Source organism: Lysinibacillus sp. Ag94, from assembly GCF_023242215.1.
In the GTDB taxonomy this organism is placed as follows: Bacteria; Bacillota; Bacilli; order Bacillales_A; family Planococcaceae; genus Lysinibacillus.
The window spans coordinates 624,947-640,944 of record NZ_CP096780.1; the positions used below are offsets into that span (position 1 = coordinate 624,947).

Here is a 15,998-nt window from a genome sequence, read left to right on the forward strand (position 1 = left end):
GTTGGTACAAAAAATACCCGAAAAGCCAGCGGAAGTAACGTGGACTGACGACCAATGGAAGGCCATCTATGCAAGCGGTCAGGATACACTTGTATCGGCTGCGGCAGGCTCTGGGAAAACGGCAGTTCTTATTAATCGCATGATTGAAAAGGTAGTTGCGATAGAAGATCCCATCAATGTGGATGAGTTACTTGTCGTTACATTTACAAATGCATCTGCTGCTGAGATGCGTCACCGTATGGCGGAGGCGCTTGAAAAGGCAATTGCAGAAAATCCAACTTCCAACCATTTACGACGCCAGCTAAGCCTTGTCAATAAAGCACAAATTTCAACGCTGCATTCTTTCTGTCTAGCAATCGTTAAACAGTATGCCTATATGTTAGATATTGATCCAGGCTTTCGTATAGCGAATGAGGCGGAGGTTGCGTTGCTAAGGGACGATATATTGGCAGAAGTATTAGAAGATGCTTATGATTTTGAGGATGAGGCACAGGTCCAAGCAATCTACCACCTCGTTGATAGCTTTACGTCGGATCGTGATGATCAAGCTATTGAAACATTAATAAGCAAGCTATATGATACGTCTCGTGTACATGCAGAGCCTCTAAAATGGCTTCGTAGTCTACCAGAGACATATGACTTAGCAGCGGACGTAACCATTGATGATTTAGAGCTGTCGAAATATGTAAAGTTAACAGTCAAGCATAGTCTTGAGGAGGCATTCGTTTTAATTTCTGAAATGCGTGCCATAACATTACAGCCCGAGGGACCAGCGCCATATGCTGAAACCGCAGAAATGGATTTTGCGATGATTCAGGAAGGTATTCGTATTAGTCGTGAAGGAACGTGGCAGGAACTCTTTGATTATTTTGGTACGGTGAAATGGTCAACATTAAAGCGTGTATCAAAGGATGCTTTAGTAGATGTGGAGCTACAAGAGCTTGCCAAGAAAAAACGTGAGTCAGCTAAAAAAATTGTCAATAAGCTGAAAGAGACTTATTTTGTTCGTACTCCTGCACGCTTGCTTGAAGAAATACGATTAATGGGTCCGACGATCGGAACATTAGTCGAATTAACAAATATTTTTAGTGAACGGTTCCGCATGGCAAAATTAGAACGAGGAATTATTGATTTCTCGGATTTAGAGCATTTTGCATTGCAAATTTTAACTGTAGAAGTTGAAGGTAAATTACAGTCTTCACCTGTTGCACTAGATTTGAAACAACGGTTTAAAGAAGTACTTGTTGATGAATATCAAGATACAAATATGCTCCAAGAAACAATATTGCAGCTTGTGAAAACAGGTAGTGAGCAAGATGGAAATCTATTCATGGTTGGGGACGTGAAGCAAAGTATTTACCGTTTCCGTTTAGCAGAACCGAAGCTTTTTATGCGAAAGTATAGTGAGTTTCTAGAGGCCCCAGATTTAACGGGAATGCGGATAGATTTAAACGCTAATTTTCGTAGTCGAAAAGAAGTGTTGAACGCTACAAACTATGTATTTGCACAAATTATGGGTGAGCGTGTAGGGGAAATTCTTTATGATGAAAATGCTTCATTAAAGCCAGCAGCGCCGTATGATGATAAAGAAGTTCCGGTAGAGCTAGTTATCATGCATCCTCCTGAAGAAGAGGCATTGGACGAAGAGGCGGAAGACATTGCAAGCGATGCCTCTGAACTAGAGGAATTAAAAAAATCACAGTATGAGGCACGTTTTATCATTGAGCGTATTCGGCAGATGATGGAGGATGGGACAACCGTATTCGATACAAAAACGAAGACAGAACGTCCATTGAAATATAGTGATATTGTGATTTTAATGCGTTCAATGACATGGTCAACAGATTTAGTGGAGGAATTTAAGCTTGCGGGAATCCCTCTCTATGCGGAGTCCGCTAAAGGATATTTTGATGCGCTTGAAGTCATGATTATGCTGAATGTACTAAAGGTTGTCGATAATCCATATCAGGACATTCCTTTAGCTTCAGTGCTACGTGCACCATTTGTTGGCTTAACAGAAAATGAGCTAGCAAAAATACGGTTAGCAGATAAAAAAGCACCATTTTATGATGCATTAAGGCAATTTATTCGAAGTGATGGGCATGGTGTGCATTCAGATACTTTTGTCAAGCTACAACGATTTATGCTAGCATTTGAAAACTGGCGAGATTTAGCACGACGTGGTTCACTGTCAGATTTAATTTGGAAAATTTATTTAGACACGCATTATTATGAGATGGTTGGTGCTATGCCAAATGGTAAGCAACGTCAGGCAAACTTACGCATTTTACATGACCGTGCTTTAATGTATGAGAAAACAGCCTTTCGAGGACTATTTCGCTTTTTACGTTTTATTGATCGTATGCGTACGCGTGGAGATGATTTAGGAACAGCTAAATCGATTGGAGAAAAGGATGATGTTGTGCGTCTTGTTACGATCCACTCTTCAAAAGGTTTGGAATACCCTGTTGTCTTTGTTGCAGGAATGGGGAGACCGTTTAATAAAATGGATTTCCACAATCCATATTTATTCGATCAAGATTTTGGCCTTGCCGTGAAGGCAATTGATCCAGAAAATCGTATTACGTATACATCGCTACCATTTTTAGCGCTAAAGGAGAAAAAGGAGCTTGAAATGCGGGCTGAGGAAATGCGTGTATTATACGTAGCGATGACACGTGCGAAGGAGCGACTAATTTTAGTAGGCTCCGTAAAAAATTGGCGTAAGACGCTCGAAAACTGGCAGGATGCTCAAAGTTTACCTGTGGATGCCCCATTACAAGAGTATTTACGCGCGAGAGCTAATAGCTACTTTGATTGGCTTGGGCCTGCAGTTGCGAGACATGCAGACTTTGCAAAAATTGCTTCTTCTTCCTATAAGGCATCTGAAGACGTATCGCATTGGTGGGTAAGAGCTGTTGAAACAAGCCATTTTGCGTATGACATACAGGCGTTAGAGGATGAGGTACAGCCATTGCTAGAAACGCCAGAGGACGAAGCATTGCTGTCGGAAATTACGAAGCGTTTTCAAGCACATTATGCATTTCAGACATCAACACAAAAACGCTCAAAAACATCTGTAAGTGAAATAAAGCGTTTAGAAAATTTACAGCGACAGGAGGAGCCTGAATATTACTTTTCAGTACCTTCTAAGCAAAAAACGACGACTATTGCGCCCCGTCCAACCTTTTTACAGGACAAACAGCTAACAGGTGCAGAAATAGGAACAGCAGTCCATACAGTCATGCAACATGTACCTCAAAACGGCTTTACGGATGTCCAGGAGGTTAAGGACTTTGTCGCTAATTTAGTGGCAAGACAGCTTCTGACCGAGGCGGAGGGGAAGATTGTCCCATGGAAAAAAATATATAATTTCTTTGCAACAGATATTGGACAACGCTTTAAAAAAGCAAAAACAATCCGAAGAGAACTGCCATTTACGATTAGTAGAGTAGATGAAGATGGCGACGCTCAAATTGTTCAAGGGATTATTGATTGCTTATTTGAGGATGAGAATGGTGAATGGATTTTGCTTGATTATAAAACAGATCGCATTCAATCACATTTTGCTGAGGGGCCAGCCCTAACAAAGGAACTTTTAGACCGATATGGCGTTCAGCTGAGAGTTTATAGTGAGGCAATTGAATCTATCCTTCATATCAAAGTGAGTGATAAGGTGCTATATTTATTCGATATTGAACGGGCTTTACATGCATAAGTGAACACGGTGTAACAGGGCAATCTGATATAATTTCATATAAAGGAATGAATGTTAGAGAGCCCTGTTTTCGCCGTATACATAGAGGAGGCTATTTTGTGGAGTTAAAACCGACAATGTTGCAGGAGCGCGTCGCAACATTAGATATTTTGCGAGGTATTAGCTTACTAGGCATTTTACTCGTTAATATGTTTGCCTTTTATTTGCCGATGCCATATATTGATTTGGCATCATGGTTTACAACACCATCTGATATAGTGTGGCAGCAAAATTTAGATATTTATGTACAAAGTAGCTTTTATCCGCTGTTTGCCATGTTATTTGGCTATGGACTTGCTATGCAGTGGCAGAAAGCGCAAAGTCGTGAACAAAATTTTTATGCAATAGGACTGCGAAGACTTTCTGTATTATTTGTATTTGGTTTGCTCCATGCTGTGCTCATTTGGTGGGGCGACATTTTGATGATGTATGCATTTTGCGGCATTTTTTTATTGCTTTTACTACGTCTTCACCCTATTTGGTTATTGTCAATAGGTATTGTGATTAACGGCGTTATGCAAGTTTTTATGTTATTCATTGTAGGATATATTAATTTTAATATGAAAATTGATGAGTATTTAGATATTACTTCGGTAGAGCAGGCGATAACTTCTTACGGAACGGGCAGTTGGATGGATGCATTTATGCAACGTTTAACCGATTTATCTGTTCAGGCGGGGATCGGCATGTGGTTTGTAGCGTTATTTACAATTTTACCATTTATGTTAATGGGTGCCGCGGCATCTAAATGGCATTTAGTGGAACGAGCAAAGGAGCTAAAATGGCTTTGGCTAGCATTAGCAATAGCTGGATTAGCAGTTGGCATTGTTATTAAGAGCTTACCAGTCATGTTTACGCGTACTTATTTGCTAGACTACTTGAAAGTATATATAGGTGGTCCAATTTTAGCAGTTGGCTATACAGGGCTCATTGTTTTACTTTGTTTACTTCCAGTTATACCAAAGCTGCTTAGTCCTTTTGCAAAAATAGGGCGCATGTCATTAACGATGTACATACTTCAATCAATCATTGGAACATGTTTATTTTATCAATTTGGATTTGGCTGGTATGGAAAAGTGAGCGTCGCAACAGGTGTGTTAATTGCAGTCGGTATTATTATTGTCCAAATGATTGTGGCAGAAATTTGCCTAGCGAAATGGCAACAAGGCCCTTTAGAGGCTTTATGGCGCAAGTTAACATATAAAGCGAAAACTAAAGTAAGTTAATTGTATTCAGCGTGTCGGCAACATATAGTTAATGAATACGTCTTGTATAATAAGAATAATTAATCGTGACTTGGCTCATTATTAAAAGTTGGGATAGCATTTGTTAAAACGTATGTTATGTATATAAGTGGATTGTAGTGGAGGATGGGCGACTCCTTGGGGATCAGCGTCACAGATGAGACCCTGGAGCGAGCACATAAAGGAACGAAGGCTAAGACCATCACGTCCTGTGATAACGCCTTCGTGACCAACATCCTGTTGCCCCAAGCGGCTCATCGGACGCCCCCAGGAAAGCGCCCATCCGGAACGGAAATCAACCCACGTTATGGTGATGAGCCCACGATTTAATAGGAATAAAAATAGTTGTCGCAAAAGTAAGGCAATTCCTATAATATTGTTGTATTATGTAGAAAAAAGAAGGAGCTCTGAAAATCATGAAAATTTTATCGTTTAAATTAGGTGGACATGTAAGTTTTGGACCAAAAGTAAAAAAAGAAGAAGCGGTATGGGATGTACTCGCTATTCAAAATGAACTTCAAGTTCTCCCTTCTTTTTCAAGTTCAATTGTAGATGGCATTGCTCTAGGCTTTGATTTTGTTGAACAGATTCGTAAATTAGTAGAAGCCGCTGAAAAATCAGACCGTGCAGAAAGTTTCAAACGTGAATTTACAGTAATTGAGTGGTTATCACCGATTCCACGTACACCAAAAAACATTATGTGTATTGGGAAAAACTATGATGAACATGCTAAAGAAATGGGGGCAGAGGCAGCTCCAATAGACTTAATGGTATTTACAAAATCTCCGACTGCTATTGCAGCTGATGATCAAACAATTTCTATTCATGCTGATCTTTCATCGAAAATGGATTATGAAGGCGAATTAGCAGTTGTCATTGGTAAAAGAGGTAAAAATATTCCGAAAAACTTAGCCTATGATTATGTATTTGGCTACACGATTGCCAATGATATAACAGCTCGTGATTTACAAGAAAAACATAAGCAATTCTTCTTAGGAAAAAGCTTGGAGGGAACTTGTCCACTTGGACCTTACCTTGTAACAAAAGATGAAATTCCGAATCCACAAGATTTAACAGTGGTAACAAAAGTGAACGATGAAGTGCGTCAAAACGGCTCAACAAAAGATATGATGTTCACTGTAGAATCATTAGTATCGATTTTATCTCAGCATGTAACATTAGAGCCAGGTGATGTTATTTTAACGGGTACTCCAGCAGGTGTTGGCAAAGGCATGAATCCGCCACAATTTTTAAAAGCTGGGGATACTGTGAAAGTGTCTATCCAAGGCATCGGTACTTTAGTAAATCATTTTGAATAATATTCCAAATCCGCGTGAGTTTACCTCCGCGGATTTTTAACTCTAGCTGTAGCGACAGCAACAATTATGCCTCGGCGTAATTGTTTTATATTACATGAACACTATTGTAATGTTTGAAACCCTTTCCATCACATGGTAGGATAGAGTTTGATAGAAAAAAGAATATGAGGTGGGAAAATAATGAATTTCTTAACTAGCCAAACGCATTTGCATATTACTACTTGGGTAGTTGCAATCGTAATCTTTTTAATTGCAGCATTAATGGGCAAGCAGTCAAAAGGCTTACATATGACATTACGTTTATTCTACATTTTAATTATCATTACTGGTGGGGCACTATTTTTCAAATACCAAGCTAATGATCCAATGCAATATGGTCTTAAGTTCTTAGGTGGTATTTTAGTCATTGGTATGATGGAAATGGTATTAGTTCGTCAAAAGAAAAATAAACCAAATGGTCTGTTTTGGATTTTATTTGCAGTATTCTTATTCATTACATTATATTTAGGCTTCAAACTGCCAATAGGGCAAAATTTCTTAGCATAATTATTTGGAAAGGTCGTGAAGGATTCGCTTCACGGCTTTTTATTTTGGAGGGAAGATGAAATTGTTTAGGTAGTAGCGCTTGGGGAGATCAGAAAACTATCAGGTTAACCGAAGAAGTGCTCAGGTAACTCGAAAAATTGCTCGGGTCCTGCTACCAAGTCGATAAACTGTATTCGTAGGAGAAGTTGACACCTTTTTGTCGTAATTAATTTTGCATTTTCGGAAAATATTTTTAAATGATAGCGACGTGCCTATTTTATTTGGTAAAATGACGATGGATTGGTTTGAAAGAGAGGGATTAAAAGTGAAATTCAAGAAGTGGATAAGTGCGACAGCTGCATCGCTTTTACTAGCAACTTCATTAGTGAGTGCTACACCAATTGCGTATGCTGATGAAGCATCGACAAGAACAATTGCAGAAGAAAGCATCTATGATTTACTCGTTGACCGTTTCTTTAATGGTTCGGGCACTAACGATTTTGATACAAATACGCAAGACCCTACTAAGTTTGCAGGAGGCGATTTTGTAGGCTTACAGGAAAAACTAAAATTTATCGGAGAGATGGGCTTTACAATCGTTTCTATTGGTCCGATTTTTGCCACTGAGAAATATGATGGATCGATGCCGACGAGCTACTCTACAATTGAGCGTCATTTTGGTACATCTGAGGAATTCCAAAGTGTCATTGAGGCCTATAAAGCTAAAAATGTATCGATCATGGTTGATTTCCCACTAAACAACGTAAGTCCGAGTCATGAGTGGGCAAAAGATCCAGCGAAAAAGGATTGGATTGCTTCGACAAATAATGGACAAGTACAGTGGGACTTAACAAACAAAGATGTACAAGAAGCACTTATTAAATCAGCAACAGATTTTGTCTCTACATATAATGTTGGTGGGCTGCGTTTAACAAATATTGCTGGTGTTGATACAGGATTTATCAATGAAGTGATTAAAGCATTAAAAGATTCGAAAAAATCGCTCTATGTCATTTCGAATGAAGAAAGTGATGCGAACTTTGATGCAAGTATTTCACCAGCTACGGCTGATATTTATCGTAATATATTTAAAAATGTTGATATGGATTCTTCTAAGTTGATGGAACCTTTTACGGGTGAAAAGCCAACTCAAATTATGGTCGATTCCCTAGAAACGCGTCGTTTCACATTTGATTCTGCAACAGAAAATATGTTCCCACCAACGCGTTTGAAAATGGCGATGGGTGCTTTATTTATGATGCCAGGAATTCCAGTTGTGCAATATGGTACAGAAATTGCGATGAACGGGGAAACAAAGCCAGATACACATCAAATTTTCAACTTTAAAACAGATGATGAATTAATCGAATATATTAAAAATGTTCAATCGTTACGTAATAAATCTGAGACATTACGCAACGGTGATTTTGACGTTATTACAAATGAAAATGGCCTGCTTGTATTTACACGTACATCCGATAAAGAAAAATGGGTCATCATGGTTAACAACACTAGTAAAACACAACGCGTTGATTTAACACCTGCTCAGCTTGGGGAAGGTAAAATGTTAAATGGTATTATCCATCAAGAAAAAGTACGTATTAATGAAAAAGACGTGTATCCGGTTATTTTAAATCGTGAAATGGTAGAGATTTATCAAGTTAAAGATGATGAAGGATTAAATGTACCTTATATGGTAGCACTAGGATTAGTATGGGTTATATTCATAGCATTTGTAGTTGTTATTATTAGACGAGGTAAAGTACGTCGTAATGAGCAAGATGCTCAATCATAAAGGGTGCTTCATTTACAGGTAGTTACTATAAAATAAAATGATAGACCCCCTCAACACTTTTTAGTGCGGAGGGGGTTTTTGTTAAGCTTGATAGCTTTTATTTGTAAAGAAGATCGCAATTGTTCCTGGTCCAACGTGTGAGCCAATTGCTGAGCCAATCATTGTTACTTGAATGGCTTTTGGCGAAAATCTTTTTTGGATAGAAGCCTTTACTTCGTTGGCAAAGTCCACATCATCACTATGACTAATACCTACAATTTTATCGGAAAAATCATCGCCGCGTTCTTGCATTAAATCTAACATGCGAGCGATGGCTTTTTTGCGCCCGCGAGATTTTTCAATCGGCACAAGCTTACCGTCCTCTACATTTAAAATTGGTTTAATGCTTAGGAGCCCTCCAAGAAATGCGCTTGCCTTTGATACACGCCCACCTTTAGCAAGGTAATCTAAATCCTCAACCGTAAATAAGTGTTCCATTTGTGGGGTAAGAGCTGTGATTTTTGCTTCGATTTCTTCCAATGAAGCACCTGTATTTCGAAGTCGAACCGCTTCTTCGACTACTAGGCCAAAACCAAGTGAAGCACACTTAGAATCGATAATAGCTAATTTAAGGGAGGGATATTGCTCCTGCACTTGATTGCGAATCATGACCGCCGTATTATAGGTGCCTGATAATTCCGATGAAAAGGCAATATAAATCCCTTCTTCTTCATTCTTTGCTAGATTTTCGAAATGGTTGAGAAAAATCTCTGGTGATACTTGGGATGTTTTTGGGTGAGCACCTTGACGAATAGCATCGTAAATTTCTTTGGAATCAATTGAAACGACATCATCATATTCATTATTGTTCAATTGCACGCGTAGTGGAAGAAGTTCAACATTGTTTTCTTCATAGTAAGACTTTGGTAAATCGCATCCACTATCAGTAAAAATTTTCATCATTTGTCCCCCTAATTTAATATTCTATATGAGAAGTTTTCAAATACCTATACTACATAACAGGTGAACAAGTGTCGAGCTTTCACTTTCCACTCTATGTTTCTCAAAACTATTTCGAATGAAATATTATATAGATATATTATCATATCGAGTTTCAGTATAATTGCAACATAGGAATGTTTAACTTTATTCAATAAGTACTCAGCGAATAAAGAGTACTCTTGAATAAAGTTAAACAGAAAAAAATAGGGTATTTATTTTCAAATTACTACTTATCTAGGTTAATTTCAAGCGATCGATGAGTATTTTAGCGATGCCATCGTCATTATTGGTTGTAGTAATTTCATTGGCAATATTTTTTAATGCAGGAATGCCATTGCCCATTGCTACACCGATGCCTGCATAATCGATCATTTCTAAATCGTTATCTTCATCACCGAATGCAATAATACGCTCGCGTGGGATTCCTAAATCTTTTGCTACATGAGCGATTCCTACTGCTTTATTTAAGCCACGGCGAACAATTTCAATAATGTGAAGCGGTGCACCCCAACGACGATGTTCGATGACCTCTGCATGAACAGCCTGTAAATGATCACGAATAATCGTGGAATTTACATCATTCGCTTGAATTAGTAAACTTGTTGGGTCATCAAGTAAATGAGTATAGAGATCCCCAAGAGTAATTTTTGGATTCCCCATATTAAAAATATTTAATATCCGTTCATCTTCTGTATGCACATAAATATCGTCCTTAATCTCAGCAATGATATTTTCGTATTCATAGCTCTTAATGGAATCGACGACATCATGCACTACACCTAAATCAATAGGAGTATGCATAGTTTGCCAAGCAGCATTTTTTGGGTGGTGGACGTAAGCACCATTAAAATTCACGATGGGCGTTGTAAGGCCAAGCTCGTGATAGTAAATATCACTCGCACGATAAGGACGACCTGTAGCAATCATCACTTGATGGCCTTGTTCTTTTGCCTGCAATAATGTTTTTTTAGTTTTTGTTGAAATTTGTTGTTGGTCCGTTAATAACGTACCATCTAAGTCCAAAACGATTAAATGCGGTTTCATAGCTTATTGCCCCTTTCCTATAATTTGAATAGTATCTCTTTGTCATCCATTCGTCAAAATTTTGTCACAGTGAGAAAAGTTTGCTAACATAAAGATGAGACAAAAATTGGGAGTGACAAAGATGATTGTTGAAAAAGAATTGTGGGGAAATATTCCTTTATTACATATACATACGGAAAGTATGAATGAAGAAACCCCGGTAGTGATTTTTTTACATGGCTTTATGAGTGCAAAAGAACATAACTTACATTATGCATACCAATTAGTAGGCAGGGGGGTGCGTGTCCTATTACCAGATGCAAAATTACATGGCGACCGTAGTGAAGGTCTATCTGAGATGAAAATGAGCTTACATTTTTGGGATATCGTTTTAAATTCTATTCATGAAGTTGAACAATTATATAATGAATTAAAGAATAAAAAATTATTACTGAATGATAAAATTGGCGTTGCTGGTACATCGATGGGTGGAATTGTAACATCAGGCTGTTTAAAGCGTTATGACTGGATTAATACAGCAGCAGTATGTATGGGTGCGCCAGGGTTTCTTAAATTAGCGGAGTATCAATTACAGCAATTCGCTAAAAGCGGTGTAAAATTGCCAATGTCCGAAGAAGAAGTACAACAAACGAATGAGCTTCTTGCTAAATATGATGTCAGCCTAACACCAGAAAAATTCGCAGGAAGACCTGTGTTATTTTGGCATGGGGAATTAGATAAAACCGTTCCTTTTAATGAAACGTATAATTTTTATTTATCTTTACGCAAATACTATGAACAAAATCCAGAAGACTTAAAATTCTTAGCAAATAAAAGAGCGGGCCATGCTGTGTCTCGAGATGGCATGTTAGCAGCAACTGAATGGCTTGCGCAGCATTTGGCATAATAAGATGCATCTGCTATGATTAAGTTAACACTGTGACGGAAGGAGAAATACAGATGGATCAAGATATGAAAGACAGCCTGTTAGGTGCATTAGAAAATGTAATTGACCCTGAGCTTGGTATTGATATCGTCAACTTAGGTTTAGTATATGATGTAGAGTTAGATGAAGAAGGTGTAGCAACTGTTACAATGACATTAACTTCTATGGGTTGCCCGCTAGGACCTGTTATTGTTGATCAAGTGAATACAGCTTTAGGTGAGCTTCCAGAGGTAAAAAGTACAAATGTCAACATTGTATGGAATCCACCTTGGTCAAAAGATAAAATGTCACGCTATGCAAAAATGGCATTAGGTGTACGCTAAGTCCACTATAAAGCAGATAAAAAATCCCCGCTTGCAACAGTAAGCGGGGATTTTTGCATCAAAAAACTATTGTGCTAATCAAATTAAGGTGTCATATAAAAATAGGGCTCCTTGGCAAAACGAGGGGTTGATTTCCGTTCCGGCTAGGCGCTTTGTAGCTGACGCTTCGCTTTCGCTACAGAAAACATTTGTAGCTGACGCTTCGCTTTCGCACAGAGAAAAGCTTCCTGGTGGCGTCCGGTGAGCCGCTTCACTCGCTTTGTGATCTGATCCCTGAGGAGTCGCCCAGTCTGCACTCCAATCAACTGAATCACATGATGTACGTTTTAACAAAATAACACCCAACTTTTTAGTTTTATCGGAACACTTTTAGGAATTATCGCCCAACTTTTAAATTTTATCGATAAACTTTCACGTTTTATCACCCAACTTTTCATTTTTATCGACATCCACCTTCCAAAGAGCAAATACACAACTTTAACAAAAAGGTTTCGTCTGCCGAAAACGAAGTGTCAGCGGCAACAATATCTACGCTATCGCTGATTTCCGTTCCAGGCTACTCGACGCTCGCCCACAGGAAAGCGAGTAGCCTGGAACGGAAATCTCCCTCATAATATACACAACGATTTCCTTGACTATTATAAAAAATCCCCGCTTACAACTCATAAGCGGGGATTTTGCGTATAACGATTTAATCAATACGACATATTTGTAACGGACAATTCTCACAGGCAATTTCATCCTTTAAAAATTGTAAATCGTGAATGGTAATATAACCTTTTTCGAAGGATATAATATTTCGCTTCTTTAAGTCATTAAGCATGCGATTAATCATTTCGCGACTCGTCGCACATAAATTAGCGATTTCTGTATTTGTTAATGGGAGGTCAATATAAATAGTGTCATTTTCTAAAGGCTTACCATAAGTATTTGAAAGGCGGATGAGTGTTGAAAATAAAGCGCCCTTTTTACCATTTAAAACTAAATCGCGCAAACGACTTTGATGTTTTAAATTTTCTGTTTGCAACCACTTCATATATTCCACCATTAAATTAGGTTGTTCTACTAGTAAAAGTTCCAATGATTCACGGCTTAGTACATATAAACTAGAGGGTTCTAAAACTTTAGCAGTCATAGAATTATACGTAAGTTTACAAAATAATGAGCCTTCTCCAATAATACTATCTGGACCACAAATACGAATGGTTAATTCCTTCCCATTCTCTGTTTCCTGGCTAATCGAGATAGCTCCTGTTTTTATATAATAAATTTCTTGCGCACGTTCGCCCTCTAAAAAAATTTTACTATCCTTATTTACTTTAATAAAAACACCGTGCTTTTGAAAAAGATCATGAAATTTTTCTTGCATTATAACCATATTTCCAACACATCGCTTTCTTTTTGTAAAAGATGTCTAATTATTACAAAAGGATGGTGAACAATTTCGATACTAAATCTAAGAAACATACTTTTATTATAACGTAATTTTCCAGTTATAAGGGAAGAAATTTTAGGGCTAATTCTTTGCGGAGGTTTGTCGTGTGTTGTAAAATAAAGTTAGTCAAAAAAGGTCAAACATTTTTTTGTGAAACAGAATGGCAAACGAGATTCCGCTTAACATTATTGAAAGGGAGTGCTAAATATGCAATTTCAACAAACAGATGACAAAAAACCATTAGAACAATTTGGACGTAATTTAATAGATGAAGTAAAAAACGGTAAAATGGATCCGGTAATCGGACGTGATGAAGAAATTCGGAATGTCATTCGTATATTAACACGCAAAACGAAAAATAACCCTGTTTTAATAGGTGAGCCGGGGGTTGGTAAAACAGCAATTGTAGAAGGGTTAGCCCAACGTATCGTAAAGGGTGATGTGCCTGAGGGGTTAAAGGATTGCATACTGTATGAGTTAGATATGAGTGCTTTGATAGCAGGTGCTAGTTACCGTGGACAATTTGAAGAGCGCTTAAAAGGTGTTTTAAAAGAGGTAAAAGACTCCGAGGGGCGCATTATTTTATTTATCGATGAAATTCATACAATTGTTGGTGCAGGTAAAACAGATGGTGCGATGGACGCTGGGAATATGCTGAAGCCAATGCTTGCACGAGGTGAGCTACATTGTATCGGGGCTACAACATTAGATGAATACCGTATGTATATTGAAAAGGATCCTGCTTTAGAGCGTCGTTTTCAACAAGTGCTTGTACGTGAGCCATCTATTGAAGATACCGTTTCTATATTACGAGGCTTGAAAGAGCGCTTTGAGTTACATCATGCAGTACGTATTCATGACCGTGCGATTGTAGCGGCAGCAGAGCTTTCAAATCGTTATATTACAGAGCGTTTCCTGCCAGATAAGGCCATCGATTTAATCGATGAAGCATGTGCGATGATTCGAACAGAAATAGATTCCATGCCACAGGAGTTGGATGCAGTAACGCGCCGTATTATGCAGCTCGAAATTGAGGAGCAAGCGTTACGTAAAGAAAAGGACGAGGCAAGTAAAAAACGTCTAGAGCAACTTAGTGAGGAATTAACAAAGCTGAAAGAATCCTCAGAGGGCATGCGTAAACAATGGGAAACAGAAAAAGAAGCGTTACACGGCATTCAGAAAAAACGTGAAAAACTTGATAAATACCGTCGTGACTTAGATGAAGCAGAAAGTAAATATGATTTAAATAAAGCTGCCGAACTACGTCATGGTAAAATTCCTACACTTGAAAAGGAAATTCAAGAGATGGAAAAACAATTAGAGAATGGTACGGAATCACGTATTTTACGTGAAGAGGTAACAGCTGATGAAATCGCATCTATCGTTTCACGCTGGACGGGGATACCGGTGACGAAATTAGTAGAAGGTGAGCGTGAAAAATTATTACGCTTAAAAGATACATTGCATGAGCGTGTAGTCGGACAAGATAATGCTGTACAGCTTGTTACAGAAGCGGTGTGGCGTGCTAGAGCTGGTATTAAAGACCCGCATCGACCAATTGGTAGCTTTTTATTCTTAGGGCCAACAGGTGTTGGTAAAACGGAGCTTGCGAAGGCACTAGCGGCACAGCTGTTTGATTCTGAAGATCATTTTATTCGCATTGATATGAGTGAATATATGGAAAAACATAGTGTATCACGTCTTGTAGGGGCACCTCCAGGCTATATTGGCTATGAAGAGGGTGGTCAATTAACAGAAGCTGTTCGCCGAAATCCATATTCAGTAGTGTTATTAGATGAAATTGAAAAAGCACACCCTGATGTTGCAAATATTTTACTGCAAATATTAGATGATGGACGCATTACGGATAGCCAAGGTCGTATGGTCAACTTTACGAACACAGTGATCATTTTAACTTCTAACATTGGCTCAAGCTATTTAATGGAAGCGAAGGAAGACGATGTTGCAGTTGAGGATTTAGTGATGGCTGCACTGCGTCAACACTTTAAACCAGAGCTGTTAAATCGTATGGATGATATTATTATGTTCCATGCATTATCAGATGAACACTTTACTGCGATTGCTTGGAAATATGTCGAACAGCTTGTCAAACGAGTGGCTGAGCAAGACATTACTTTACAAGTAGAACAACATGTAATTGACTGGGTTGTAGAACAAGGAGCAGATGCTCAGTTTGGCGCTAGACCACTAAAACGCTTTGTGCAACGCTATATTGAAACTGCGGTTGCAAAAGAATTGCTTCGAGGTGAAGTATTACCAGGTGAAACATTGCACATTAGAATGCATGATGGTCAGTGCATAGTTGAAAAATAACAAAAAAACCTGTTCCGCATTGAGCGAAACAGGTTTTTTCTAGTTGAATTAATGATTGTCTGCAGCTTCTGGAGTTGACTCGTTTGGAATAACTGCTCCGATGATGAAAACAAGAATTGTAAATACAACTGATGTGACAACAGCAGTTTGGAAATCAAAATCAACACCAAGTACAGAACTTACTACGTAGTTTAACATTGAAACTAGTAGGAATGACCATATGAATGTTACGATATATTGCATTAATTTCACCTCAACCGAACTTTTTTATATCATTATCATATCATAACATAAATCGAAAAAAAAAAAACCTTTT

The 15,998-nt window shown here is 38.3% G+C and carries 12 protein-coding genes; 8 read left to right on the forward strand and 4 right to left on the reverse strand.

Annotation, left to right across the window (positions count from 1 at the left end):
• The first annotated feature begins 1 nt into the window (after window position 1).
• From addA to MY533_RS02750, 5 genes are all read left to right on the forward strand, one after another.
• Window positions 2-3,718, forward strand: coding sequence for a helicase-exonuclease AddAB subunit AddA (addA, locus tag MY533_RS02730; RefSeq protein ID WP_248717941.1), 3,717 nt, complete (start codon window positions 2-4; stop codon window positions 3,716-3,718).
• 98 nt (window positions 3,719-3,816) lie between these two features.
• Window positions 3,817-4,983, forward strand: a complete 1,167-nt coding sequence (locus MY533_RS02735) for a DUF418 domain-containing protein (RefSeq protein WP_248717942.1) — start codon at window positions 3,817-3,819, stop codon at window positions 4,981-4,983.
• Window positions 4,984-5,417: 434 nt separating this feature from the next.
• On the forward strand, window positions 5,418-6,320 hold the full coding sequence (locus MY533_RS02740; RefSeq protein ID WP_248717943.1) for a fumarylacetoacetate hydrolase family protein: 903 nt from the start codon (window positions 5,418-5,420) through the stop codon (window positions 6,318-6,320).
• 180 nt (window positions 6,321-6,500) lie between these two features.
• Window positions 6,501-6,866 carry a YisL family protein gene (locus tag MY533_RS02745; RefSeq protein ID WP_132363967.1) on the forward strand — a complete coding sequence of 122 codons (366 nt, stop codon included), beginning with the start codon at window positions 6,501-6,503 and terminating at the stop codon, window positions 6,864-6,866.
• A gap of 304 nt (window positions 6,867-7,170) precedes the next feature.
• Entirely contained in the window at window positions 7,171-8,640 is a 1,470-nt protein-coding gene (locus MY533_RS02750; protein WP_248717944.1) for an alpha-amylase family glycosyl hydrolase, read from the forward strand.
• Between the two features lie 81 nt (window positions 8,641-8,721).
• Here MY533_RS02750 and MY533_RS02755 read toward each other — a convergent pair whose 3' ends face one another.
• On the reverse strand, window positions 8,722-9,579 hold the full coding sequence (locus tag MY533_RS02755; RefSeq protein ID WP_132363999.1) for a DegV family protein: 858 nt from the start codon (window positions 9,577-9,579) through the stop codon (window positions 8,722-8,724).
• Between the two features lie 276 nt (window positions 9,580-9,855).
• Window positions 9,856-10,665 carry a Cof-type HAD-IIB family hydrolase gene (locus MY533_RS02760; protein ID WP_132363963.1) on the reverse strand — a complete coding sequence of 270 codons (810 nt, stop codon included), beginning with the start codon at window positions 10,663-10,665 and terminating at the stop codon, window positions 9,856-9,858.
• 121 nt (window positions 10,666-10,786) lie between these two features.
• Between MY533_RS02760 and MY533_RS02765 the strand changes: the two genes are divergently transcribed.
• Together MY533_RS02765 and MY533_RS02770 are read left to right on the forward strand one after the other, a co-directional pair.
• Window positions 10,787-11,551, forward strand: coding sequence for a prolyl oligopeptidase family serine peptidase (locus MY533_RS02765; protein ID WP_248717945.1), 765 nt, complete (start codon window positions 10,787-10,789; stop codon window positions 11,549-11,551).
• Between the two features lie 53 nt (window positions 11,552-11,604).
• The gene (locus MY533_RS02770; RefSeq protein ID WP_248717946.1) at window positions 11,605-11,913 is read left to right on the forward strand and encodes a metal-sulfur cluster assembly factor; all 309 of its coding nucleotides are present in this window, start codon (window positions 11,605-11,607) and stop codon (window positions 11,911-11,913) included.
• A gap of 691 nt (window positions 11,914-12,604) precedes the next feature.
• Here the strand turns inward: MY533_RS02770 and MY533_RS02775 are convergent.
• Window positions 12,605-13,282, reverse strand: a complete 678-nt coding sequence (locus tag MY533_RS02775; protein ID WP_248717947.1) for a Crp/Fnr family transcriptional regulator — start codon at window positions 13,280-13,282, stop codon at window positions 12,605-12,607.
• A 273-nt stretch (window positions 13,283-13,555) separates the two neighbouring features.
• Between MY533_RS02775 and MY533_RS02780 the strand changes: the two genes are divergently transcribed.
• On the forward strand, window positions 13,556-15,682 hold the full coding sequence (locus tag MY533_RS02780; protein ID WP_248717948.1) for an ATP-dependent Clp protease ATP-binding subunit: 2,127 nt from the start codon (window positions 13,556-13,558) through the stop codon (window positions 15,680-15,682).
• Window positions 15,683-15,730: 48 nt separating this feature from the next.
• Here MY533_RS02780 and MY533_RS02785 read toward each other — a convergent pair whose 3' ends face one another.
• Window positions 15,731-15,925: a YjzD family protein gene (locus tag MY533_RS02785; RefSeq protein ID WP_132363953.1), complete on the reverse strand. Its 195-nt coding sequence runs from the start codon at window positions 15,923-15,925 to the stop codon at window positions 15,731-15,733.
• Window positions 15,926-15,998 lie beyond the last annotated feature (73 nt).